22 protein-coding genes are annotated in these 24,851 nt (G+C 63.5%); 14 read left to right on the forward strand and 8 right to left on the reverse strand.

The annotated features are described in order from the left end of the window. Positions 1 to 419 precede the first annotated feature (419 nt). The 9 genes from B5X73_RS12070 to B5X73_RS12110 are packed head-to-tail and all read left to right on the forward strand — an operon-like array spanning position 420 to position 11,520. Positions 420 to 2,609 carry a polysaccharide biosynthesis tyrosine autokinase gene (locus B5X73_RS12070; protein WP_079521891.1) on the forward strand — a complete coding sequence of 730 codons (2,190 nt, stop codon included), beginning with the start codon at positions 420 to 422 and terminating at the stop codon, positions 2,607 to 2,609. A gap of 40 nt (positions 2,610 to 2,649) precedes the next feature. Continuing rightward, positions 2,650 to 3,882: a colanic acid biosynthesis pyruvyl transferase WcaK gene (wcaK, locus tag B5X73_RS12075; RefSeq protein ID WP_043693909.1), complete on the forward strand. Its 1,233-nt coding sequence runs from the start codon at positions 2,650 to 2,652 to the stop codon at positions 3,880 to 3,882. Between the two features lie 2 nt (positions 3,883 to 3,884). Then, positions 3,885 to 5,126, forward strand: a complete 1,242-nt coding sequence (locus tag B5X73_RS12080) for a glycosyltransferase (RefSeq protein WP_079521892.1) — start codon at positions 3,885 to 3,887, stop codon at positions 5,124 to 5,126. Positions 5,127 to 5,128: 2 nt separating this feature from the next. Next, positions 5,129 to 6,553: a lipopolysaccharide biosynthesis protein gene (locus B5X73_RS12085; protein ID WP_079521893.1), complete on the forward strand. Its 1,425-nt coding sequence runs from the start codon at positions 5,129 to 5,131 to the stop codon at positions 6,551 to 6,553. After that, the gene (locus tag B5X73_RS12090) at positions 6,550 to 7,467 is read left to right on the forward strand and encodes a glycosyltransferase family 2 protein (RefSeq protein ID WP_051943676.1); all 918 of its coding nucleotides are present in this window, start codon (positions 6,550 to 6,552) and stop codon (positions 7,465 to 7,467) included. Before B5X73_RS12085 ends, B5X73_RS12090 begins: the two co-directional genes overlap by 4 nt. 5 nt (positions 7,468 to 7,472) lie before the next feature. Next, on the forward strand, positions 7,473 to 8,705 hold the full coding sequence (locus B5X73_RS12095; protein WP_079521894.1) for an O-antigen ligase family protein: 1,233 nt from the start codon (positions 7,473 to 7,475) through the stop codon (positions 8,703 to 8,705). After that, a complete protein-coding gene (locus B5X73_RS12100; RefSeq protein WP_079521895.1) occupies positions 8,698 to 9,180 on the forward strand; it encodes a serine O-acetyltransferase in 483 nt (160 codons plus the stop codon). The genes B5X73_RS12095 and B5X73_RS12100 overlap by 8 nt, the downstream gene beginning before the upstream one ends. Then, entirely contained in the window at positions 9,177 to 9,998 is an 822-nt protein-coding gene (locus B5X73_RS12105; protein WP_043693903.1) for a glycosyltransferase family 2 protein, read from the forward strand. The genes B5X73_RS12100 and B5X73_RS12105 overlap by 4 nt, the downstream gene beginning before the upstream one ends. A gap of 16 nt (positions 9,999 to 10,014) precedes the next feature. Then, on the forward strand, positions 10,015 to 11,520 hold the full coding sequence (locus tag B5X73_RS12110) for a right-handed parallel beta-helix repeat-containing protein (RefSeq protein ID WP_079521896.1): 1,506 nt from the start codon (positions 10,015 to 10,017) through the stop codon (positions 11,518 to 11,520). A gap of 2 nt (positions 11,521 to 11,522) precedes the next feature. On the opposite strand, the gene B5X73_RS12115 is transcribed toward B5X73_RS12110, so the two are convergent. The 3 genes from B5X73_RS12115 to B5X73_RS12125 are packed head-to-tail and all read right to left on the reverse strand — an operon-like array spanning position 11,523 to position 15,165. Next, positions 11,523 to 12,704 (reverse strand): acyltransferase family protein, encoded by a 1,182-nt coding sequence (locus B5X73_RS12115; protein ID WP_079521897.1) that lies wholly within the window; start codon positions 12,702 to 12,704, stop codon positions 11,523 to 11,525. Next, a complete protein-coding gene (gene galE, locus B5X73_RS12120; RefSeq protein WP_079521898.1) occupies positions 12,704 to 13,684 on the reverse strand; it encodes a UDP-glucose 4-epimerase GalE in 981 nt (326 codons plus the stop codon). The genes B5X73_RS12115 and galE overlap by 1 nt, the downstream gene beginning before the upstream one ends. 35 nt (positions 13,685 to 13,719) lie before the next feature. Then, positions 13,720 to 15,165, reverse strand: coding sequence for an undecaprenyl-phosphate glucose phosphotransferase (locus B5X73_RS12125; RefSeq protein ID WP_079521899.1), 1,446 nt, complete (start codon positions 15,163 to 15,165; stop codon positions 13,720 to 13,722). A 395-nt stretch (positions 15,166 to 15,560) separates the two neighbouring features. Here B5X73_RS12125 and B5X73_RS21035 point away from each other — a divergent pair, with 395 nt between their 5' ends. The 3 genes from B5X73_RS21035 (at position 15,561) to B5X73_RS12140 (ending at position 18,523) form a co-directional block, all read left to right on the forward strand. After that, positions 15,561 to 15,893, forward strand: coding sequence for a hypothetical protein (locus B5X73_RS21035; RefSeq protein WP_176167828.1), 333 nt, complete (start codon positions 15,561 to 15,563; stop codon positions 15,891 to 15,893). 129 nt (positions 15,894 to 16,022) lie between these two features. Then, positions 16,023 to 17,135 (forward strand): polysaccharide biosynthesis/export family protein, encoded by a 1,113-nt coding sequence (locus B5X73_RS12135; RefSeq protein ID WP_036113405.1) that lies wholly within the window; start codon positions 16,023 to 16,025, stop codon positions 17,133 to 17,135. A 47-nt stretch (positions 17,136 to 17,182) separates the two neighbouring features. Then, positions 17,183 to 18,523 (forward strand): UDP-glucose dehydrogenase family protein, encoded by a 1,341-nt coding sequence (locus B5X73_RS12140; protein ID WP_079521901.1) that lies wholly within the window; start codon positions 17,183 to 17,185, stop codon positions 18,521 to 18,523. Positions 18,524 to 18,604: 81 nt separating this feature from the next. Here the strand turns inward: B5X73_RS12140 and B5X73_RS12145 are convergent, their stop codons facing one another. The 4 genes from B5X73_RS12145 to B5X73_RS12160 all read right to left on the reverse strand — a co-directional run bounded on the left by B5X73_RS12145 (position 18,605) and on the right by B5X73_RS12160 (position 22,951). Then, positions 18,605 to 20,806 carry a YjbH domain-containing protein gene (locus B5X73_RS12145; protein ID WP_343124643.1) on the reverse strand — a complete coding sequence of 734 codons (2,202 nt, stop codon included), beginning with the start codon at positions 20,804 to 20,806 and terminating at the stop codon, positions 18,605 to 18,607. A gap of 95 nt (positions 20,807 to 20,901) precedes the next feature. Next, positions 20,902 to 21,684 (reverse strand): capsule biosynthesis GfcC family protein, encoded by a 783-nt coding sequence (locus B5X73_RS12150; protein ID WP_139382768.1) that lies wholly within the window; start codon positions 21,682 to 21,684, stop codon positions 20,902 to 20,904. Next, entirely contained in the window at positions 21,681 to 22,367 is a 687-nt protein-coding gene (locus tag B5X73_RS12155) for a YjbF family lipoprotein (RefSeq protein WP_176167829.1), read from the reverse strand. The genes B5X73_RS12150 and B5X73_RS12155 overlap by 4 nt, the downstream gene beginning before the upstream one ends. A gap of 146 nt (positions 22,368 to 22,513) precedes the next feature. Beyond that, positions 22,514 to 22,951 (reverse strand): low molecular weight protein-tyrosine-phosphatase, encoded by a 438-nt coding sequence (locus B5X73_RS12160; protein WP_036113418.1) that lies wholly within the window; start codon positions 22,949 to 22,951, stop codon positions 22,514 to 22,516. 80 nt (positions 22,952 to 23,031) lie between these two features. Here B5X73_RS12160 and B5X73_RS12165 point away from each other — a divergent pair, with 80 nt between their 5' ends. Next, positions 23,032 to 23,664 carry a phosphatase PAP2 family protein gene (locus B5X73_RS12165; protein WP_079521904.1) on the forward strand — a complete coding sequence of 211 codons (633 nt, stop codon included), beginning with the start codon at positions 23,032 to 23,034 and terminating at the stop codon, positions 23,662 to 23,664. Further along, entirely contained in the window at positions 23,661 to 24,008 is a 348-nt protein-coding gene (locus B5X73_RS12170; protein WP_051943685.1) for a hypothetical protein, read from the forward strand. The genes B5X73_RS12165 and B5X73_RS12170 overlap by 4 nt, the downstream gene beginning before the upstream one ends. A 36-nt stretch (positions 24,009 to 24,044) precedes the next feature. Here the strand turns inward: B5X73_RS12170 and B5X73_RS12175 are convergent, their stop codons facing one another. After that, positions 24,045 to 24,767 (reverse strand): AraC family transcriptional regulator, encoded by a 723-nt coding sequence (locus B5X73_RS12175; RefSeq protein ID WP_036113425.1) that lies wholly within the window; start codon positions 24,765 to 24,767, stop codon positions 24,045 to 24,047. Positions 24,768 to 24,851: the final 84 nt, after the last annotated feature.

Below are 24,851 nucleotides of genomic sequence, written 5' to 3' on the forward strand. Positions count from 1 at the left end.
TAACGAATTAATAACGTATTTGCGTTCTAGCGTCCCCATAAGCGATGGTTCCTTGACGCAGGTCGCAAAACTGGCGGTTTTCACTTTGAGGCCTACGCGACCCCGTCTAAGCTGAAAGTCCTTCGGCGCGGATCAGTGGTACGCGATTGGCATCGAAGAAGGCGAAGGACATCGTTCTTTCAACGAATGGCGTCGACATCGGCATCCCCAACGGCCGCCCGTCGACGCCCGCCTGAGGTTTCATCCTACGCATCCAAGGGGGTGTGTCATGCGCCAGCTGTGTGCCGGTGCATGGAGATGTGTGCGTAAAACGCTGGAAATACAGGACGTTGGCTGGCCGTCTGCTTTTCGGCCCATTCATTCTCGCTCCGGTATAAACGCTTAGACGTCCAATTCATCTCCAGGAAACACGCGGCCGCATGACGACGAAGATTGAGCAGGCACATGATGACGACACCATCGATCTCAACGCGTTGTTCGGTACGCTGCTCGATCACAAGTGGCTGATCGTTGCAATCACGGGGGGTTTCTTCGTGATCGGTGTGCTGTATACGCTGCTGGCGACGCCTATCTATCAGGCCACCGCCGTGGTGCAGGTCGAGCAGAAGACGCCGAGCCTTCCGGGGCTGAGCGACCTTTCGCAATCGCTCGGCACGACCGCATCGCAGGCCGTCACCGAGATCGCGCTGATTACGTCGCGGCTGGTCGTCGGACAGACGGTCGACGACATGCGACTGAACGTGCAGGCGTTACCGCAGCGCATGCCGGTGATCGGTGACTACCTCTCCCGCGGGCATAAACCCGGCCAGCTGGGCAAGCCTCGCTTCGGACTCAGTCGCTATGGCTGGGGCGGCGAGGTCGTCGACATCTTCAAGCTCGATCTGCCCGATCCGACCATGGGCGGCAAGTTCGAGCTCCGCGCCGAAGACAATCACCAGTTCAGCCTGTACGACGACGATGGCAAGCGTGTGGCGCAGGGCGCCGTCGGTCAGCTGATCAACGGCAAGGGCGTGACGGTGCAGATCCGCCAGCTGGTAGCCAACCCGGGGACGCGCTTCGACGTCGTCGTGCAGCCCGCGCTGACCACCACGACCAAGCTGCAGACCGATGTCGTCGCCCTCGAACAGGGCAACGACTCCGGGATCATCGGGCTGACCTATAACAACGCCGATCCGGAGCTGGCGCGGAAGGTGCTGGAACACGTCACCACCGCTTATGTGCGGCAGAACGTCGAGCGGAACTCCGCCGAAGCCGCCAGCCAGCTGCAGTTCGTCAAGGACCAGCTGCCCAAGGTGCGGCAGGACCTGGACAAGGCCCAGGCAGCGATGAATGCCTTCCAGACACAGTCCCACTCCGTCGATCTGAGCATGCAGACCAAGGGCCTGCTCGATCAGATCGTCGGTGTTGAGAACAACATCCAGCAGTTGCACATGCAGGAAGCGGACATCGATCGCCGCTTTACGCATGACCACCCTGCCTACAAGGCGTTGCAGCAGCAGATGGGCCAGCTGCAGGCACAGAAGGACAAGATGCAGAAGGAGGTCGGCGCCCTGCCCGACACCCAGCAGCAACTGCTCAAGCTCAACCGGGACGTCCAGGTCAGCAGCAATACGTACACCAGCCTGCTCAATCAGGCGCAGCAGCTCGACATCGCCCGCGCGGGCACCGTCGGCAACGTGCGTATCGTCGACAAGGCGGCGGTGGATCCCAACGTTCCCGTGCAGCCGCGCAAGGCGCTGATCGTCATCATCGCGACGTTCCTCGGTGCCTTCCTCGCCCTGGCCTTTGTCTTCCTCAAGCAGATCCTCAATCGTGGCATCGAAGACCCTGCGCTGATCGAAGACCTCGGCCTGCCCGTCTATGCGTCGGTGCCGCTCAGCTCCGGCCAGAGCGCGCGTTCCATCCGCACCCGGCACAAGCACGGCGCGCGTGGCCCCCTGCTCGCCATCAGCGACCCGGCCGATCTGGCGATCGAATCCATCCGCAGCCTGCGCACCAGCCTGCACTTCGCCCGGCTGGAAGCGAAGAACAACATTCTGATGATCACCGGCTCCAGTCCGTTCGCCGGTAAAACCTTCGTCTCGGCGAACCTCGCGGCCGTCATTGCCCAGGCGGGGCAGCGCGTGCTGCTGGTCGACGGTGACATGCGCCGCGGCACGCTGCACCAGTTGCTCGGCGTCAAGACGGGACGCGGACTGTCCGATCTGCTGGTCGGCAAGGCCGAACTGGCGGAAGTGGTGCAGAAGGGTCCGACGGAGAACGTCGACTTCATCAGCCGCGGCCAGGTGCCGCCCAATCCGTCCGAACTGCTGATGCATCAGCACTTCACGCGCTTCATCGAGGCGGTGGTGCCCGCCTACGACCTCATCATCATCGATACGCCGCCCATCCTGGCGGTGACCGATGCGGCGGTGATTGGCCATCACGTCGGGACCAGCCTGCTCGTGGCGCGTTTCGGTCTCAACAAGCAGCGCGAGCTGGCACTGGCCAAGCAACGTTTCGAACAGAACGGTGTCGAGCTGAAGGGTGCCATCTTCAACGCGGTGGAAAAGCGCACGGCGGGCTACTCCGAATACGCGTACTACAAATACAAGGCCGATCCGGCTTGAACCGCCCCGCTACCACGGGGCCCAGCATGAAAAGAGCACTATGTCGCGCATCCTGATCGTCGGAAATCACACGTGCGGCAACCGGGGCGACGGCGCCATTCTGCGCGGCCTTCTGGAATGTCTGGCGGAGGCGCTGCCGGGGAGCAAGGTCGATGTGACCAGCCGCTTCCCGACCAGCTCCGAATACCTTATCGGGCGTCGGTTGTTGCCCGACACGTTGAATGCCTACTACAACGAAGCCGCGAAAAAGCGCTTCGGTGGCCTGCGGCCGAAGGTGCTGCGCCGGCTTGTTCCGCGCATCCTGCACGGGCATCTCATGGGACGCTGGTGGGCACGCTGGGTGAAGCTGCCCCAGCGCCATCGCGAGACCATCGAGTGGATGAAAGGGTACGATCTGGTCATTCAGGTCGGCGGTTCGTTCTTCGTGGACTTGTACGGTCCCACGCAGTACGACCAGTCCATCTGCGCCCTGCTGGCGGGCCGTCCGGTCTACATGATCGGCCACAGCGTCGGGCCCTTTCAGCAGCCGTTCTTCCGGCAGATCTCCGAAGACGTCATGACCCGGGTCAACGCGGTCGCCCTGCGTGAGGAAGTCAGCGCGCGCTATATGACCGAGGGGCGCATCCCGCAGGACAAGGTGCGCTGGACGTCGGATACCGCGTGGCTGGTCAATCCGGGGGTCAACGAGCCCGTCAATACCGCGCAGCCGACGGTGGCCGTGACCTTCCGTGAGCTGGCCCCGTTCGACAAGCGTCTGGGCGTGACGCAGGCCGAGTACGAGACGGCGTTCGCTGAGCTGCTGGATGCCGTAATCGAAGCGGGCTACCGCGTCGTCGCCTACTCCACCTGCACGGCGATCGACGGCTACCCCAAGGACGACCGCATGGTCGCCCTCAAGGTGCGCGCGCGCCTGCGCCATCCGGAGTCCTTCCATGTCGAGATGAACGAGCTCAACGATGTCGAGATCGGTCGCCGCCTCGCCACCTGCGTGCTCACCATCGGCACGCGGCTGCACAGCGCGATCATGTCGATGAACTTCGGTACGCCGTCCGTGGCGCTCAATTACGAGCACAAGTCCGAAGGCATCATGAAGCGTCTCGGTGTGGACGACCTGGCCATTCCCGTCAAAGCCCTGCTCGACGGCAGCCTGCGCACGAAGGTGCTCGCGTTGCTGCAGGACGAGACCTTGCGGCCACGCGTCGCCACGGCCGTCGCCCGCGAGAAGGCGTTCGCCCGTGAGTCGGTACTGGCGACGCTGGGGATCGGAGCCTGACCATGCCGATCCTGTTCGTCCTCCCGGAGTTTCCCAAGTATTCGGAAACCTTCGTCATCGACCAGATCGTCGGCCTGCTCGACCGCGGCTTCGACGTGCGCATCCTGGCGATCAGCCGGGGACCGCAGCCCGCACCCGGTGACATCGTCGCCACGCGGGGGTTGATGGAACGGACGACGTTCATCTTCGATCATTCCGCCAGCGCGTCGAAGCACTGGCAGATCCTGCTGCGCCGCCTGCGTCAGGTGCTTCCCGGACTGCCGAGCGCGCGCGTGCGCAAGGCACTTTCCGTACGACTCTACGGTCACGCGGCGAAGAGCCTCGTGCTGGCCGGTGCCGTGCGCCGGATCAGGGAGCCGCTGAAGGCAAAGGCGATCATCGCCCACTTCGGTCCTACCGGCGTCCTGGCAGCCAACCTGCGCGCCCTCGGTCTGATCGAGGGTCCGATTCACACGGTGTTTCACGGCTTCGACCTTTCACAGCACAGCGTGCTTGCCCGCCATGCCGACGATTACCGTCGCCTGTTCGTGCAGGGCGAACGCATGATGCCAATCAGCACGCGCTGGAGTCACAAGCTCGAGGCGATGGGCTGCGCGCCGGAAAAGATCCAGGTACACCGGATGGGCGTGGATCTGAACAGCTTCCGTTACGTGTCGCCGGGCGATGTGTCGTCGGCCGGAACCCGCCCGCTGCGCGTGGTCAGCGTCGCCCGTCTCGTCGAGAAAAAGGGCGTGCTCTACCTGTGCCAGGCCGTGGCCGAGCTGGCCCGTCGCGGCGTACCTGTCGAACTGAACGTGATCGGCGACGGCCCCCTTCAGGCGACCCTGGAGCGCTTCGTCGCCGATGAAGGCATGGGCGACCACATTCATATCCTGGGCCGGCGCGACAAGAGCTTCGTACAGACCGCGTTGCGCGATGCGGACATCTTCGCCCTGCCCAGCGTCACCGCGACCGACGGCGATCAGGAGGGCATCCCTGTCTCGCTGATGGAAGCCATGGCCAGTGGCGTGCCTTGTCTGTCGACCGTGCATAGCGGGATTCCCGAACTGATCGAAGACGGCTATTCTGGGTGGCTGGTTCCCGAGCGCGATGCCGGAGCGCTGGCAGACAAGCTGGCGCGCATTCAGAACGGCGACTACGACCTCCCGGCCATCGCGCGCCACGCACGTGAAACGGTGGAAGCCCGGTTCAACCAGAGCCGTCTGCACGACCAGCTCGCCGCGCAGCTGGCCCTGGAGGACTGACGATGGCTTCCGCCAAACGCGACGCCATCTGGACCGCCGGGTCCACCGTCATCAGCGCCGCCAGCCAGCTGTTGCAGATCGCGGTGCTGGCTCATCACGTCGACGCACGCATGCTCGGTGCGCTGGCGATCGTCAACGTGGTCAATGCGATCGCCACGTTGCTGCAGGACATGGGCCTGAGCAGCTACCTCATCCACCGCCAGAACATCAACCGTGAAGAGCGCACCTCGCTTTTCATGATCAGCGTGGGCCTCGGCCTTGTCTCCGCCGCCGTGCTCTTCTTCGTGTCCTACGCCGTGGCGTACTTCTATCAGTCCGAGGTCCTCGGCCAGCTGATGCGTCTGTCGACGATCAACTTCGTGCTGCTGGGGGTGGCCGCGCAGTATCAGGCCAGCCTGATCAAGGCCTTCCAGCTGCCGAGACTGGCCCGCATCGAAGTGATCGGACGCCTCTCGGGTCTGGCCACGCTGCTGGTCATGGTGCTGGTCTTCCATGCGTCCATCGAAGCCGCCGTGTACGCCATGATCGTCAACAGCCTCGTCCGGCTGGGCTGCTTCCTGGCCGTGTCGGAGCCTGACTGGCACCCGGGTCGCGGGTTCGACCGGGGCATCATGCGGGAGGCGTTCCGCTATGGCGCCTTCCAGCTCGGGTCGCAGGTGATCAACCAGCTGCGCAGTCAGGCCGACCAGATCATCCTGGGCAAGTTTCTCGGCCTGGCGTCGCTCGGCGTGTATTCGCTGGCAAAGGAACTGGTCCTGCAGCCGACCAAGCTGATCATGCCGGTAGCGGGGCGTCTGGCGTTGCCGCGACTGGCGACCTTGCAGCACGATCCCGAAGCGCTGCGTCGCATCTACCTCGTCGGCCTGCGCGGTGTCGCGATCTTCAGCGCGGTGGTCTTCATCATGCTTGCCGTGTTCGCGCCACCGGCGGTGTCGATCCTGTACGGCCATCGCTACGACGGCGTGGCCCAGCTCATTCCGCTGATGCTGCTGTTCGGCATGCTGCGCCCGCTTGGCTCCCTGATCGGCGCCCTGAGCCAGAGCCAGGGCCGGTCGGACATCGAGTTCGGCTGGAACCTGAAGATCTGCGGCATCACGCTGGCGGTGAGCCTCGCCGGCGCGGCGTCCCGGTCGCTGGAAATCATGGCGGTGGCGCTGGCCATCAGCCAGATCCTGGCCACCGTGTTTTCGTATTACTTCTTCTCGTCGAAACTGATCCGGATCACCGCACGCGAGTTCTTCAACGCGTGGACGATCGAGAGCTTCGTACCCTATGCGTTTCTCATGCTCGCGGTCTTGGTTTACCCGGGCGATGGCTGGATGGCCAGCGCGGTGCGCTTCGCCATCGCCACGCCGCCGCTGGTGTGGGTGATCTGGCGTAGCCGGCACACCTTGCTGGACAAACAGATCCAGGCGGTGAGCGCATGAGTACGACGACCGATGCAATGCAGACGAGGAGCGATGACGCCATGGCGCTGGTGAGCGTTTACATTCCTACCCGCAATCGTTCGGCGCTGCTTCGCCGGGCCGTCGACTCGGTGCTGGCCCAGAGCTACCCCGAGATCGAGATTCTGATTTGTGACGAGGCCTCAACCGACGATACGGCCGAGGTCGTCGCCGACTACATTCAGCGCTACCCCGGCAAGTTCACCTATCTTCGCAACGAGACGCCGCAGGGCGCCTGCCGCGCGCGTAACCGGTGCATGGAGCAGGCTTCCGGCACCTATGTCACCGGACTGGACGACGACGACCTGTTTCATCCGCAGCGGATCGAATGCCTGGTCGACCTGTACCGGCGCAACAAGGTGTCGTTCGTCTGCAGCCGGTTCCGCTATTTCCAGAGCGACGCCCAGATCGCGGCGCTGCGCGATCGTCAGTACAGCCAGGCGGAACTGGGTAAGGTCGAGCCGATCACGCTGTCCGCCCTGCTCTACGCCAATCTCGCCGGCAACCAGGTTCTGACCGAGTTGTCGCGCATGCGCGAACTCGGCGGTTTCGACGAAGCGATGCCCTCATGGCAGGACTACGATATGTGGATCCGCCTGGCCGAGCGTTTCGGTCCCGCGCTGCGCACACGTCAGCTGCTGTCGTTCGTCGACGATGACCGGTCGCGCGCCCGAATTCGCAACTCGACCAAGCGCGCCGAGGGCAGCGAGCGTTTCATCGCCAAGCACACCCGGCTGATGAGCGCCGATCAACGGCGTAACCACCGGAACATCCAGTACGTCATGAACAAGCAGCGACCGCCCCTGGGCGACATCGCCCGGAACATCTCCGTCGGCGGCTACAAGTCGACGCTGAAAGTGTTGCTGCACAAGTTCTTCGGCGTGGCGATCGGCTGACCGGCATGGCATTGGCGATCAACAAGACGCGCGGCGCCGCCATCGTATTGCTGGCGATGCTGTTCGTGCAGATTCCGCTGGGGCACAGCACCACCAGCAAATCGCACGTCAACGTCTACCACCTCCTGTTGCTGCTCATGCCGGTGCTGTACATCCCGGCGGCACGCTACCTCAAGCTCAACCCGGCCACGGCGTTTATCGCCACGATGACGGCGACGGCTATCGCCGCCTCCGCGACCTATGGCGGCGGCGTCCGTTCCACGCTGATCCTGTTCGTGGCGGCGTCGTATTTCCTCGGCGTGGTCTTCGGGCGCAAGCTGCAGGATATCGAGCTGCGCAAGATCTTCATCTGGATGCTGGGCTGCTGCCTGACCTTCGTCGTCCTTCGCGATCTGGTCTACGCCGGCAGCCTGGGCGCGGTCTATGCGCGTACCGAGGGCGCGTCGAGCATCCTGTACATGTCGACCGGTGGCCGCAACATCGAGGCAAGCCTGCTTGCCCTGCTTTCCATTCTGTTGCTTGGCACCCGTGTTTATCCGATCGCGGCGGGCATCGCGCTGCTGACCAGCGGCATGATGCTGTCGCGAGCGGGGCTGGTGGGTGCCGCCGTGTCGATCGGCATCGCCTGCTGGCGTGCACGCAAATCCCGCCACTATTACTTCTTCAACTTCTTCGGCATCGCGATGGGCGTGCTGCTCGTCGGCCTGGTGCTGTCGTCGGTGATCGACATCCCCGTGCTGGACCGCTTCAACCTCAACGCCGAGACCCAGCTCGCGCACAAGAACGTCGGCCGCCTGGCGCTGTGGACCACCGCGGGCACCGCCCTGCACCAGAACATTCTCGGTTACGGCGTCGGCAACGGCGTGCCGGTGATGGAGCAGCTGTCCGGCCTCACCTTCGTCGAGAACAACGTTCACAACATCTACCTCCAGTTCCTTCTGGAAGGCGGCGTGCAGTCGTTGCTGCTCTTCCTGCTGATGGCGGCACAGATCCTGTTCACGCGTACGGAGGGCCAGCAGCGCAACATCAAGTTCTTCCTGCTGTGCTACCTGATGCTGGCCTTCATCGAGTTCAGCGGTTACGAGGCCTACTTCTGGTTTTTCGTCGGCATGTTCTACGCCCGCCACGACCTGCGCAAGATTCGCCTGCGTGAGGAAGCGAAGGAGCGAATGAAGATCCGCGCCAACGTACTGAAGCATCGCGACACCCTGCCCGCTCCGGATTCGAACCATGCTTGATGATTTTCGCGCCGACGTACGCCGCCTGAAGTCGCTGCCCGGCTACCGTGGCCTGGTCTGGTGGATGCTCGACCAGTCGTTCTGGGTGATCCTGACCTATCGCCTGATCTCCGGCACCCGGGGCACGGTGCTGCACACGCCGTTCCGCGTCTTCGAGAAGATCGCGGAATTCATGTCCAAGTGCTATGTGCCGACCACCGCGACGATCGGTCCGGGTCTGGTGATCTACCACGCGTTCGGCATCATCATCAACGGCAAGAGCACGATCGGGTCCAACTGCACGATCTACGCGCGCGTGTGCCTTGGCAACCGCTTCCCCGGCGACGGTACGCCCACCATCGGCAACAACGTGACCATCGGCACGGGGGCCTGCATCTTCGGGCCCGTGGTCATCCCCGACAACTACGTGGTGAAGGCCAACGCGGTCATCACCCCATCGTCCTTCACCCCGCCCAACGTTGGAGCACCGTCATGAGCGAGGCCGATGTGCGCCTGTCGATCATCATCATCACCTGGAACGAACTCGGGAACCTGGAGCGCTGCCTCCACTCCCTGATGGACAAGGTGGATTTCAGCCGCGACGAAGTGATCGTCGTGGACAACGGCTCACGCGATGGCAGCGCCGAATTCGTGGCCACGCTGCCCCAGATCCGTTATTTTCCGCTCGACAGCAATTACGGCGTCGGCCCCGCACGTAACCGGGGGCTGTTCCTCGCGCGCGGCAAATACTGCATGACGCTGGATAACGACACGATCTTCCTGACCGGCGATCCGGGCACCATCGTCGATGAATTCTTCCAGTCGCATCCCGATGCGGGCGTGGTCGGTTTCGAACTGCTGAATGTGGACCGCACCCGGCAGGACTCCACCCGCCGCTTCCCCCGTTTCTATCAGCCCATCGCGGCGCGTATTGCGGCCACCCGTAAGCTCGGCTTCGTGCAGCGCGAACTGGACCGCCACCTCATGGTGGACACCACCTTCGACGACAGCAACGATCCGCTCGAAGTCGACTACGTCCTCGGCGCCAACCAGACGTTCACCAAGAAGGTCGCCGCCTTGCTGATGGGTTATGACGACCGGATCTTCTTCGGTCCGGAAGACGCCGAGTTCTGCGTGCGCACCCGCAAGCTGGGCCTGCGCAACTACTACAGCCGGAAGATCTCCGTCGTGCACGACTACAAGCGTCGAACACGCAAGTTCTCCCGCCTCACCATCAAGCACCTCGCCGGCTTCGCCTACATGCTGAAAAAGCATGGCGGCGTGTACCGATACTCGCTGAGCGAGCGCCGCTGATACCGGAGACGTCACCATGCACCGTCGCAGTTTTCTTCGTCAGTCCGTATGGGCCGCAGGCGCGATCGCCGTTCTGCCCCTGACCTCGCTTCGCGCCGCTGGCGCGGGCACCGGTAAGACTTACTACGTGGATGGCGGCGGGGGTAACGACGGACACGACGGGAGCAGCGCCACGCAGGCCTGGCGTAGTCTCGACCGACTGAACAAAACCCGCTTCGGGCCGGGCGACCGCATCCTGTTCAGGCGTGGGAGTGACTACCCGGGGGCCTTCCTGCCGAGGGGCTCCGGTAGCGCGAACGCACCCGTCGTCGTCGATGCCTATGGCGAGGGAGCGCTGCCGCATCTGCATGCGGACGGTAGCGCCCCGTCGACCGTGCGCCTTCAGAATGTCGAATACTGGACGGTGCGCAATCTGGAGATTTCGAACAAGGGACCGCAGATGGCACCGCGGCGCACTGCGGTGCACCTCTATCACGAGGACTTCGGCATCGCCCACGGTATCGTCCTGCAAGGTCTGCACATCCACGATGTGAACGGCACGCCGGTCAAGAAGGACGGCGGTGGCAGCGCGATCCTCGTCCAGGCAAAGACGAAAGACAAGCCCACGCGCTACCAGGACCTGTCCATCACCGACAACACGATCGAGCGCACGGCACGGGACGGCATCCTGTTCCTCGGCGCCGGCAGCCGCAAGGCCGGGCTGGCCACCGGTGTGGTGGTGCGCGGTAACCGCATCAGCGGCGTCCCCGGCGACTGCATTCTGGTGAAAGGCTGCGATGGCGCGCTGGTCGAGCGCAACACGGTGAGTCGGTGTGGCGCCCTTCCCCGTGGTGAAGCGGCCGCGGGCATCTGGCCGTTCGACAGCGACAACACGCTGATCCAGTACAACGAAGTCAGCGACCATAAGGCGTATGCCGACGGCCAGGCGTACGACGCGGACTTCAACTGCCGTGGCACGGTGATCCAGTACAACTACAGCCACGACAATATCGGTGGCATGGCGCTGGTCTGCAACGATGGCCGCAACGCGTCCGACGTCGGCAACACCGGTACGATCGTGCGTTTCAACGTCAGCATCAACGATGCCCTGCGCAAGACCGACAGCGCGTCGCTGAGGATCTCGGGCCCCGTGGCGGGCAGCCAGATCTACAACAACATCATCATCATTCCCGAAAAGCCGATCGCCGGCGCCGAAGTTACCGTCTTCAAGGCGACCAGCTGGAAAGGGGTGCCCGACGACACGGCGATCCACGACAACATCGTGGTGTCGCCGCAAGCCCCGGGCATCGACATGAGCAAAGCCACCCAGACGAAGCTCGGCGACAACGCCGTCTTTGCGGACAGGGATGTCACGGCGTCGGCCAGCCAGCTCCGCACCGCGCGTGCCGACACGGGTATGCTCGCGCGCTTCCGGGAGCACCGGCCCTCGCTCGCTCAGGTCAACGCGCTGGTCAAGGCCTGCTTTGCCAACGGCAAGCCGGTACCCAACGCGCTGGAGCTGATCGGCAAGCTGACCGCCTAGGTTCAGGTCCGCTGTATGGTGGTCCGGTCCGGCGCGGGTGCGCGGCGGGCCGCCAGCCGCTGAATCAGGCGCTTTCCGAGCGCCTGACCCGGCACCTCCACGAGGTGATAGGTGATGGTGGCGAGCACCACCGTCCCCGCCAGAGCGACGACGACCGTGGCGCCGAAATACATGTCCGGACTCAGGTGATCGCCGGCATGCACCCTCGCCAGCAGCTTGCGGGCCACCTGCAGCATGAAGAAATGCACCAGGTAACCGCTGAAGCTGATCTTGCCTATATGCCTCATCGGCACGGTCACCAGCCAGCGATACGGCTGACGGTAGAGGCACAGCGTGATCAGGCCGAAAGCCAGGCCGTACAGAAAGACGGCCCGCGGATCGTCGGTCAGCTGCGGGACGACCAGAAGTGTGAGGACGCCCAGCGCGAACAGCGCCGCGTTGGCACGCCGATCCCCCTCGTGGAAGAAGCGCGTCAGTGCGCCGGTCTGTCCGAACAGGATAAAGTACGCGCAGATGCCGCACAGGAAGATCGGCAGCTGGTTGGGTAGCCAGACAAAGACAAAGCGCTCCCAAAGCTCGCCATCGGCGATCGGCGGATGGGCGACGAGCGCGGGCCAGGTCAGAACATCGATGAGCAGGATGACGCAAAGTGCGGCGAAGGCTTTGGGGAAATCGCGAAGCGCAAGAAATACCAGCGGGAAGACGATGTAGAACGACATCTCCACGCCGATCGACCAGCCGCCGGGGACCACATCGTTCGCGCCCAGAAGCCACGCGGGGTTCCATCCGTTAATGAAGCCGAGCGTACCCAGCAGCGTTCCCGGCGGCGGCAGCGCCTGACCTTTCATGACCACCGGTGCCAGACAGTAAACGCCAAACGCGATGTAAAACATCGGTGCGATACGGAAAAAACGGCGGATGTAGAAGTTCAGCCACTCATGCGACTCGCCGCCACGCTTACCGGCGGACAGGAACAACGTGAGCGCGCTGACCACGAAGAACAGCTGCACTCCACGCGCGCCCTGGGCGGCATAGCGACTCAGCCATCCCGACATGCTCGCCTGGTGCCCCATGGCCTGGTACATCTCGACATTGCGCTGCGCATGGCTCAGCAGCACACCGATAATGGCGACACCACGCAGGGCATCGATGAAATCGAGCTGTACCCTGGGCCGCGCCTGCATCAGCCGAAGCCGGGGTCGAGATGCCAGCGCCACGCGCTGGCGAGGATGTCGTCGAGGCGCGTAATGCGTGGCTCCCACCCTAGCTCGAGCCGCGCCAGTTCACTGGATGCGACCAGGGTCGCCGGATCGCCGGCGCGACGTGGCGCGATCTCGTGCGGCACCGGCTTGCCGGTTACGCGCTCGGCCGCGGCGATGACCTCCCGTACGCTGAAGCCTTCGCCATTGCCCAGGTTGAAGCGGAATGCGCCTTCATGGGTGGCAAGGTAGTCGATGGCGAGCAAGTGAGCCGACGCCAGGTCGTTGACGTGAACGTAGTCACGGACGCAGGTCCCGTCGCGGGTGTCGTAGTCGTCGCCGAACACCTTCAGCGCCGCGCCCTGCCCCAGCACCGCCTTCAGGACGTTGGGAATCAGATGGGTCTCGGGATCGTGCGCCTCGCCGATGGAACCGTCGGGATCCGCACCGGCCGCGTTGAAATAGCGCAACGCGACCGACCTCAGTCCGTACGCGCGGGCCGCATCCTCGAGCACGTGCTCGATCATCAGCTTGCTCTGGCCGTACGGATTGATCGGCGCCGTGGAGTGACCCTCGTCGATGTGCTCCGCGTGGGGATTGCCGAATACCGCCGCCGTCGACGAGAACACCAACCGCTGGACACCCGCCTCGTTCATGGCGGAAAGAAGGACCAGCGTATTGGCCACGTTGTTCCGGTAGTAGGCGTACGGATCGACCACCGACTCGCCCACCAGCGACCGCGCGCAGAAGTGGATCACCGCATCGAAACGATGCGTCGCGAAGACGCGAGCCAGCCGCGCCGCATCGCCGATATCGCCATGGGCGAACGTCACGCCCCTGGGGACCGCCTGACGGTGGCCTGTCGACAGATTGTCGTAGACCACCACCTCATGCTGGTTGGCTAGCAGGTAACGCACCATGTGCGAGCCCACATAGCCCGCACCGCCACAGATCAGAAGCTTCAAGCGATATTCCCGGTTTTCGTGGATGGAGTGCTGGTTCAGCGCGACTCTTCGACCGCGGCTGAGGGTGTCGGCAGCGCCGCGTTTCCGGGTGACGGGGAGGCGCTGCCGCCTTCGCTATGCACAAACCCCTTGAAGATCGTGAGGAAGATGATGCGAAGATCGAACGCGACCGACCAGTGGTTGATGTAATAAAGGTCGTGCTCGATGCGCTTGACCAGATCGGTGTCGCCACGCCAGCCGTTGATCTGCGCCCAGCCGGTGATACCGGCCTTGACCATGTGCTTGTGCATGTAGCCCGCGATCTCGCCCTTGAACTTCTCGACGAACATCGGACGCTCGGGGCGCGGACCCACGATGGACATGTCGCCGCGGAGCACGTTGAGGAACTGCGGGAGCTCGTCCAGGCTGGTGCCGCGAATGAAGCGGCCGAAGCGGGTGACCGTCTTGGCCGACGCATTGCCCCACTGCACGGCCTTGTTCTTCTCCATGTCCACAGGCATCGAGCGGAACTTCAGCATTTCGAACTCTTTGCCGTCCAGGCCAACACGACGCTGGCGATACAGGACGGGACCGGGACTGGACAGCTTGACGCCGATCGCAAGCGCGACCATCAGCGGCGAGATCATCAGCAGGATCGCGCCGGCGATCAGGCGATCCTCGATGTCCTTGAGCAACCAGGCGTTGCCCAACAGCGGGCTCTCACGCAACGTGACGAGCGGCACGCCCGCCACGTCCTCCATGCGATGGTTGATCAGCTGGCGACCCAGCATGTCCGGTACGAACTTCACCGTCATGACGTGCTGGTCCATACGATCGAGCACGTAGTTGATCGCGCGGTTGGCGCTGACCGGCAGCGCGACGAGAACCTGGTCCCACTCGCCCGAGGCCAGCACTTTGTCCAGGTCGAGCAACGCACCCGCCAGTGGCACGCCACTTGGCACGCCGTTGTCGTAACTGGTGCGGACATACGCGGTGATCTTCATGCCGAGTGCCGGGTTGGACTCGACCTGATCGATCATGTGCAGTCCGGAATCGGTCGCACCGATCAACAGGCACCGACTGATGCCCACGCCGCGTTCGCGAAGACGGTGCGTGGCGCGATGGGCGACGACTCGCACCAGCGCCATGAATGACAGGCCCAGTATAAACGTCAGCGATACCCAGCCACGCGAGTACAAATCGCTGACCTTGAGCAGATAGCCGAGCGCGATGAGCGCAGCGAAGGCGACAGACCACGATGCTGCGATGCGGCAATATTGACCGACGGGTCGCTCACCGATGGGCTGGTCATAAACTCGGAATGCGGCCGATGCGCTGAGCGTCGACAACAACAGTATAACGAGCGCCACTGAATAGACGCTGTTCATCGCTACCGTGTCGAATCGGACGTAATAGGCCAGGAAACCGGCCGATACTGCGCAGATGGGATCGCTCGCACGGAGCTCAAGATCCACTAACGCATTGAATTTGGTCAGTTGCATGACAGGTACCTTCTTCCGACGCGACAATGCCGTGATTAGCGGACTGCCCAGGTACGTGCCCCCTGTGGAACCGGGTTGCCCTGTCCGAGGACTTCCAACGGCCCAACACGTTTCAGATGGACTCCGGCATTCCGCCGGAATCCGTCATTCAACACTTCTCAGTGTGAGTCTTTCGACAACTCATGCTGCACCGCCAGAAAATTGGCGGCAATCCAACATATCCTAATTTGCGGCTCGCGTCACAAAAAGAATCGTCTCATTCTGTCGTTCAGCTGATTGCCTTGCACTTAACATCGATATGGCAGTGAATGGATCCCGCGTTTGCGCGAATAAACCGCGTTCATGAATGTCTGCAACGCGTGTACGCATCGATTCACCCACTGGAGATGACGACCATGAGACGTCTGCTTTTTGCTTGCGCGATTCTTGCCGTTGCGGCTCCGATCTGGGCCCAGAGTCAACGTGCCACAACCCAGCCCGGCACGCCCGGGAACCCGCAAAACAACGGCCAACAGCCCCGCGTGGCCAATCCGAACCAGGCACGTCAGGCATCGAAGGGGTCGCTCGCACCGGCCCGTGTCGGACCAGGCACCGCAGCGATGGCGGCTGCTACCGGAGCGACGGCCAACAACACCAGCGGCACCGGAAATGACGGTACGGGTGGCACCGGCGGTACGGGTGGCACGGGTGGAACCGGAGGCACCGGCGGCACGGGAGGCACGCGCTGAGCGGGCATCGACTCAGGTTCTGGACGTCTAAATGTCCATTCACGTTCCCGAGCCATTAATGCTCGATCGGTTTAAGTGGGGCGTTAAGCAATCGCCGCCTGGCGCTCCGACTGAAGGATCCCGTACACGATGAAGTTCCTGCCGATTCTCGGTCTGGCCGGGTGCCTGCTATTGAATGCATGCGTCCTGGCACCCGGCCAGCACATGAAGACCGGTGAGTTGAACGACAAGGAAAGCGCGACCGGAAGCCGCTACCAGCTCGTTCCGATTACGCCCAAGCTGATCGCGATGGACCGCGCCACCGCCACCGGGCGGGGCGTCGACCCCAGTCTCATCTCCTACCAGCCGGATCCCTATCGCATCGGTCCGGGAGATTCGCTGTACATCACGATCTGGGAGCACCCGGAACTCACCTCCCCCGCCGGTTCACAGCAGCAGACGGGTGCCAATGGACGACTCGTGCGGCCCGACGGCACGCTCTTTTATCCTTATGTCGGGTTGATCAACGCCGGTGGGATGACGGTGGAAGAACTTCGCCAGGCCATCACTGACCGCCTGACGAAGTACATCGAGAAGCCCCAGGTCGACATCAGCATCATCAGCTACGCCAGCCAGCGGGTCACACTGGGCGGGGCCTTCGTCAGGACCGATCCACAGAACATCACCGTGACACCGCTCACGCTCGCCCAGGCGGTCGGGACGGCAGGCGTCAATGCCCAGCTGGCCGACCTGTCGGATGTCGTGCTCCGGCGTGACAACCGGGAATACCACATCGACCTGGACGCGCTGTCGCGCTCGCGCGACGGCGGCAAGGACATCTACCTGAAGGGCGGCGACAGCGTTTACCTGCCTTATAACGACCGTCACGAGGCATACGTGATCGGTGAAGTGCTGAGGCCGCAGGCGATTTCCTTCAAGACCAGCGATCTCACCCTCACCCAGGCCCTGGGCCGTACGGGCGGTCTCAGCCAGACCAGCGCGAACGGCAAGTCGGTCTATGTCATCCGTGGCGTCGAAGACATGGAGAAGGCGCCGGCGACGATTTTCCAGCTGGACAACACCTCCCCGGCTTCCTTCGCCGTCGCGTCGCAGTTCTCAGTCAAACCGGGCGACGTCATTTTCGTCGGGCCCGCTGGAATTACGCGCTGGAACCGCTTCATCAGCCAGCTGCTGCCGCTCTCGGGCCTGATCAGCAATGCCGCCACGACGCAATACAACCTGGATCGCGACAGCCAGCTCTAGCTCTGATCGCGTTCCGCTTCACTTTTACGAGCTAACAGGCGACATCGATGAAGGTCACTATTTTCGGCACGGGGTACGTGGGACTGGTCACCGGTGCTTGCCTTGCGGAAATGGGCAATCACGTGGTGTGCGTGGATGTCGACGAGGCCAAGGTGGAAGGGCTTCGCAACGGCGTCATTCCGATCTACGAGCCCGGCCTCGAGCCGATCGTCAAGCGTAACTATGCTTCCGGGCAGCTCGATTTCACGACCGATCCGGAACCGGCTATCGCGCACGGCGAGCTGATTTTCATCGCGGTGGGTACGCCACCCGATGAAGATGGCAGCGCCGATATGAAGTACGTATTGAGCGTTGCCCGCACCATCGGCAAGCATATCGATGGCTACGCGGTGGTCGTGAACAAATCCACCGTACCCGTGGGTACGGCTGACCGCGTGAGGACCACGATCGCCGAAGTCCTCAGAGAGCGCGATGCGAAGGTCGACTTCGACGTGGTCTCCAACCCGGAGTTCCTGAAGGAAGGCGATGCGGTCGAAGACTGCCTGCGCCCGGACCGCATCGTGGTCGGCTCGTCCAGCGAGCGCGCCGTGGCGCGCCTGCGCAAGCTGTACGCGCCGTTCAACCGCAACCATGACCGCATGGTAGTGATGGATGAGCGCTCCGCGGAGCTGACCAAGTATGCGGCCAACGCGATGCTCGCGACCAAGATCAGCTTCATGAACGAAATCGCGAACATCGCCGAGCGTGTCGGTGCCGACGTCGAACTGGTCCGCCAGGGCATCGGCGCGGATCCGCGTATCGGCTACCACTTCATCTATCCCGGTGCCGGTTATGGCGGCTCCTGCTTCCCCAAGGATGTACAGGCACTGGAGCGGATCGCTCGCGGTCACGGTTACGACGCGCGCCTGCTCAGCATGGTCGAAGCGGTGAATGCCGACCAGAAAACCCGGCTGTTCGCGCAGATCCAGCGTCACTTCGACGGTGACGTCAAAGGCAAGACCGTCGCCTTGTGGGGTCTGGCGTTCAAACCCAATACCGATGACATGCGCGAAGCGCCGAGCCGCCGCCTGATCGAGGCCCTGTGGGAAGCGGGCGCAAAAGTCCGCGCCTTCGACCCTGAGGCCAGGGAGGAAACCACGCGTATCTACGGCGATCGCGGCGACGATCTCGTGCTGTGCGACAGCGCATACGACGCACTCAATGGGGCCGATGTGTTGGCGCTGGTCACCGAGTGGAAAGCCTTCCGTAGTCCGGACTTCGCACGGATCAGGGCGGCACTGAAGACGCCGGCGATCTTCGATGGGCGCAATCTCTACGACCCGGTGATGGTCGAAGAAGCGGGTATCGCTTATTACGGCATCGGCCGCGGGCGTTCGCTACAACGCTAAAGCGCTGAAGCAGGGCTTCAGCGACATAAGAAAGCCGCGCCCTGAAAGGGGCGCGGCTTTTTTTTGCAGCTGAAATAACGGTCAGTCGCCGATCTTGTTGAGGTTCTTGTCGAACAGATCGCTGTCGAGATCGTTGGTCATCGTGTAAAGCGTGTAGCGCTTGTTGAGACGCGCTCCGCCATCGCGCTGCAAGGGCTCCCACAGCAACGTGGCCCGGCTGCGCGACGACCGCGGCAGCAGCATGTCGAACGGAATGGACACATAGATGCCCTTGTCGAAGCTGCCTTCGCCGTAGCCCGCGCTGCCCGACTTGTTGGTAATCGTGGCGTACGCGCCCATGCGTGCCCCATTGGCGAACTGGCGTGACACGTCGACCGTCGTACCCCAGTCGCCGGCAAGGTAACGGCCCACGCTCACGGCGAGCGTCACGTTATGGAATCCGGTATCGAGGTACCCGGTCGCCTGCCCCGTAATCACGTGGTAGCGGCGGAAGGAGAAATCCTGATCGAAACCGCGTGACTTGACCCAGTTGAGGTCCGCTCCGAAGGCCCAGTGCTGACCGAACGGACGGTACAAGACTTCGCCACCGGCGCCGCCGTACATGCTTTCGAGCATGCCCGCGTACGCCAGGCCGTAAAGGTCCTCGCCCAGCTTGTGCGTGCCCGTGACCTGGAAGTTCGGCATGGTGATATCCGAGCTGGTCAGATACTGCCGGACATTGGTGCGGACCCGTGGCAGATTGCTGGGCGCGTCGTACTTGAACTTGTCGTAGTTGTTGGCGATGTTGACCGCCAGCACCCCGTCCACCCACAGATTGCGCGTGATGTTGAACGTGCCCGACGCGGCGCCGTAGATCTGGTACAGAACGAAAGCGTCGGGACCACCGAGATTCTGCTGATAGCCGAGCGAGGTGCCGCCGGAGAAGCGCTTGAGCGGCGCCCGGTAGAGCACCTCCTCTTCCTGCGCGGTCACCGGGTCCTGCTCCACGCTGCGACGGAACGTCTGCAGGTCGATCCGGTTGTCCAGCAGCTCGATGAACTTAGGACGATGGACGCTGGTGTCCACCGTGGCCAGGCCATTGCGTTCGGACCTTACGGTCAGCCAGTCGATGCTGCCGTCGACGCGGTTATCGATGATGCGCGTCGCGCGGCCGACGCCCTCGGCGTTATAGAAAAAGCGATCCTGCTGGCCATGAATGACCAGCTCCGAGCCGCGACGACCGATGCTGCTGACGTTGATGCCTGCGTTGTCGTTGAGGGTCCTGGCCACTTCGCGCCAGTCGACCTGATCGGGGGGACGTCGCGAACGAGCCGACGAGTCCGCCGTAAGGTTGCCCCCGCCTTCAGCGCCCGGTGACACGGCTCCCGAGGGTGGCGGCGTCGCTTCCGGAGATGCCGAATCGGCCGCTCCCCTCATCGCCCTGTCACCAGGCGCTTCCGGAGGAGCCGCCACGGGTGTTCTCTCGAACGCCACGGCCTCCGGCTTCGGATCGTTCAGTTTGGGCGGATCGACATGCGTCGCCAGATTGCTGTGCAGGTTGATCGCGGCGGTCGCCACCTTGCCGCGCTCGTAGCCGAGCGTCAGGTCGACATTGCGGTTGACCCGGAATACGGCGCCCAGGTTGATCGGCCACCGCTGCGGCTGATTGTTGCTCTGCGGCTGATGTTTGTAGTCGTTGCCATCGAGTTCGGCCTTGAGGACCAGCCAGTCCCACGGCGATCGGTACTCGACGCCTCCGAAGAAACCCGGACGTCCGCGCAGGAACTTGTTGATGCTCAGCGCACCCGTCGCACCGGAACCGCTGCTCGGCCGCGTGCTGAACTTGTCGCTGATGATATTCAGCGGGTTGGCGATATCGCCGCGGTTGCCGATGTAGCCCCAGGCCAGACCCAGGCTGAAATCGAATGGCCCTGCCCGCTTGCTGGTGACGATGTATTCACTCGAGAACAGGCCGGTACCGCCGATGTCGCGCGCACCGACCGCCACGGCAGGGAGCCAGCGGCTTTCCTCCCACAGGCGGATCTTGGCGTCGATCGACTTGTCCTTGTACGTCTGGCTACCGCTGAGGTAAGCCGGTCCATACGGCCGGTTACTTACGTTGGTATAGCGGAACGACCCTTCCAGCCAGGGTAGCGGCTGCATGGATACGTTGTAATTCGTATAGGGCGTCGTACGGCTCAGGACGAAGCTGAACTCGCCTTCCTGCGCCATGCGTGCCGTGGGCGACTGCAGGAGGCCCACGCCACCGAAGTCGCTCTGCGTATAGGTTTCCTGCGCGAGCACGCACGTCGCTCCGCCCGCCCAGAGGGCAAGGCCGGCGCAGCAGCCATGCAGCGCGACCCGCCGCGTGACGCGCCGTCGACGTCGAGGCGCCCGCATTAGCGCGCGCCCTCGTCGTTCAACAACTGCGTGGCAAGAAACGCGGCAATGTCATGGTTGAAGTCATCGTCGGCGGCGCCGGCGATGGCCTTGTTATCGAACGGCACGTAGATCCAGGCCCCCGGCGCCAATACCCGTGGCGCATCGCGATTCCACAAGGCGATGTTCTGCTGGAATACCGCGCCGTCGGGCTGCACGACGAAAATCATATTGGGATCGGCAGCTTTTGAAACGGGACAATCCTTCAGGTAGTCGCGGGCGTCACGGAAGCCGACCTGGGGCAAACGGCAGGGTTCATTCACCGCGCCGACCACCCGGATGTCCTGCGGACGCGTCGGGTAGAAAAGGCGATCGCCGTCATGCACCGGCCAGTTGTCGGCCGGCGTGACCTCGAGGCGGAACGGATCCAGAGCGGACAGGGTCCGGCGACCCGTCACCGGCAACCTGGCGAACCAGCGCTGGAAAGCGGCCGCGCCGATCGACAGATCCTCCTGACCCTTCGCCATGGCCTGACGACGGATGGCACCCAGCTCATACTCCAGACCCGCGCGCAGGCGCAGCTGATCGCGCTGCAGGGCGGGCTGAAGCCACGCGGCGCCGAGCAGATAGGCATCCGGAGAGACGCCTGCCGCCAGTGCCGGGGCCGACAGGCGGGCTCCAGCCGGATAGACGTCCGAACCCGGTCGGGCCACGGCGCCATCGACGGTCACGGTCACTCCGCTCTGCGCGAACGACGGCCCGGCCATGGCCACGAGCAGCGAAAACAGCGCGACGCCCCTCACGCGGCGGGCTCGCGATACGGTCGCAGCTGGATCAGCTCCAGCGGGTAATCCGGGGCCACGTACTGGCGGCTCTTCCAGATGAAACCGTCCGCCGGGTCGACCCAGTAGCGATTGTCGAAGTGCACGCCCTGCGCGGTCAGCGACTCGTCCACACGTCTCAGACGATGCACCTTGCCCAGGATTTCGACATCTTCCAGCCCTTTCGGCTCGAGCTGCGCCCGAAGGATGACGCCATACCGGTAATCCGGCGACCAGTCCATCCGACGGCTATAGCTGACTGGCCCGCTGAGCCGCTGCAGGCCCTGATGAAAGGGGTTTTCGCCCGGGAAGGCCGACGCATCCAGGTTCTGGGGAAGGCCGACGGTACGGGCGATCACGCCGTCTCGCGTGAACACGATATCGTGGTTGCCGCCGTACCAGCCGAGCTCGCCCTGCTCCGTCTTCGCCAGGATCAGAATCGCCTGGCCGGCGGGAGAATTCGCCTGCAACTGAAAATACGGCGAGGCCCCCACCGACTCGGGGGTGGCATCCACTTTGTCTCCCTGAAACGCGAGACGCACACTCTCGACACTGCCAAGCGACACCGTCGAGCAACCGGCGAGCAACGCCAGCACCAGTGCGAACCCACCGGGGAACAGAAAACTTAGCGCGACGCGGGCGCGTTGTGTCTCAGGCCAAGCCAAAATCAGTGATGGGTCCGTTAAGTAAATGTCGAGCCCCGGCGTCGTGGCAAACGGGGCGATGCGAGGACAACACTGACAGTGGATCTACCCTACGAACACTACATGACCGATGCGGACTGAAAACTGACTGACGTCACGACGCGCGCCTATAAGTACTTCAACCATCCGCTGACGGCACCATCGATCAGTTTGTATACATGTTCGAAGGCCGGGCGTTGTTGGCGGTAGGGGTCGGGAATGTCGGCTCCCGCGCCCCAGCGATCCAGCAGAAAGACCTTCCCGCTTACTTCAGGCGCCATCCGACCGATTTCCGCGATGTGTCGCTTCTCCATGGCAAGGATCAGATCGGATTGGCGCAGCAGTGCGTTATCGGCCTGCCGGGCGCGGTGAGCCGCGCCATCCACGCCGTGTTCACGCAACAGCTCCAGCGAGGTCGCATCCATCGCGTGGCCAACGAGTGCGCCGAGGCCAGCGCTGCTCACCTGGGCGCGATGATCGCCACCGAGGCGATGCCGTAGCAGGTATTCCGCGGTGGGACTGCGGCAGATGTTGCCGACACAGACAATCAGTATCCGTTCGAACATAGGTGCTGCGATACTCCGGGTCGTAGACAGACATAAGCGATGAGCGCAACCGACATGATAGCGACACACGAGTGCATGGCATGACCCTGTGGCAAGCCATCACCAGTTTCGGCGACAGCGCACTACTGCTTCCCCTGATTGCATGGACCGGTATCTGCCTGCTGGTGCCGGCAGCCCAGTGGCGGGATGTCCGGCGCTGGGGCTTCGCCGTCGCGACGGCGGGCGGCATCGTCTGCCTCTCCAAGCTGCTGTTCATGGCCTGGGGTATCGGACCGCCCGGACTCAACTACACCGGCTTCAGCGGTCATACGACGCTGGCGATACTGGTATGGCCCTCGCTGGGCGCCCTGCTCGCGCGGGACGGCAACGTCCGCATACGACGCACAGCGATCGCCGCGGGTTGCCTGATCGGGGCAGGCGTGGCCGTCTCGCGACTGGTACTGAAGGTGCACAGTCCCTCGGAAGTCTGGCTGGGCGCGCTGCTGGGAACCGCAGTCATGGCCTGGTTCGTACGCGGCGTTGAACCGACCCTCCACGAGTCGCGCTCCGACGCACGGCGGCGCATCCTCATCCTCGCGCTGGGCGCGGTGGCCATCTTCGTACTGTGCTATGGCCGCGTGTTTCCCTCTCAACATGTCCTCAAGGACGTCGCGCTCTGGCTCAGCGGCCACAGCGACGTTTTCACCCGCCGTATTCGCCTGGACTCTCCATGACCGCACCGAGGCCCTTTGAGAACAGCCTCTGGCTGCCCCGGCTGGTGGAGGCGCGCGCCGCCATGATTCAGTCGGCCGGTGACACCGCCCTGGCCGCCGACGAACTGCGGCGGTACCAGAAGTTCGCCAGGCCGGGACAGCCCTCGGCTCACATCGTCCAGCTGCGGCAAAGGCAGGCGGCGGCCCGGCAGGCGACGGCGCGAGCGAAGCAGGCCTTCCTGAAGGCCGCGATGGAGTTCACGCGTGAGGCGGAGCTCCTTCCGCCACCGCGCGTCACGCTCGAGGCCTTCGTACTGGACTGGCTGGATGCGCACCCCGACGCCACCCCCACGTCGACGCCATGACGCGTATCGACGGGGAAACGCGCGCCCATGCCCACGTCAACGTTGCGTTGCGCTTCCCACGGCCGCCTGCATCGCACGGTAGTCGCTTGGCGTCATACCGACAGTCGCCTTGAACTGGCGCGCAAACGCGCTCTGATCGACGAAGCCGCAGGCCATGCCGATCGACGCCACGTTATCGTCACCGCCAAGGAGACGCATGGCCGCTTCGATACGCAGCTTGGTCAGCACCTGCTGCGGTGTCAGCTGGAAGACGCGGCGGAAGTGCCGCTCGAGCTGCGCGACCGACAACCCTGCCAGCTCAGCCAGGGTGGGGATGCGCACCCCCTCGCCGTGGTGCTCCTGCATGTACGCAAGAACGCGTCGCAACCGTTCGTAAGTAGGATGCTTGCCGTCCGGCAGACCGAGATCGCGTGAGATGCCGATCACCCCGCGGATGTCGCCACGCGACGACACCAGCGGGCGCTTACAGGTGAGACACCACCCCGGCGCGCGGTTGCTGAAGATGTGCACCTCCAGCTGGTTCTCGATGACTTCGCCCGCCAGCACGCGCCGGTCCTGAGCCGCATACGACCCGCCCATCATCGCCGGAAACAATTCCGTGACTCCCCGGCCGATGATGTCGCCCCGACGCTTCAGCCCCAGACGTCTCACGAGGGTCAGATTGGCATGCGTGTACCGCCCTTCGGTGTCCTTGACGAAGAACACGACGTCGGGCAACGCGTCGAACAGCGGTTCGAGCTCATCGGCGGAAATCTTCATGGGCCTGGGGCTCCTCCGGGGCGGCAACGGCGACCTGTCACGGCAATGAAAAGATGCCGCAACGCATCATAAAGCCGATAGAAC

This window comes from Luteibacter sp. 22Crub2.1 (assembly GCF_900167995.1).
Classification (GTDB): Bacteria; Pseudomonadota; Gammaproteobacteria; order Xanthomonadales; family Rhodanobacteraceae; genus Luteibacter; species Luteibacter mycovicinus.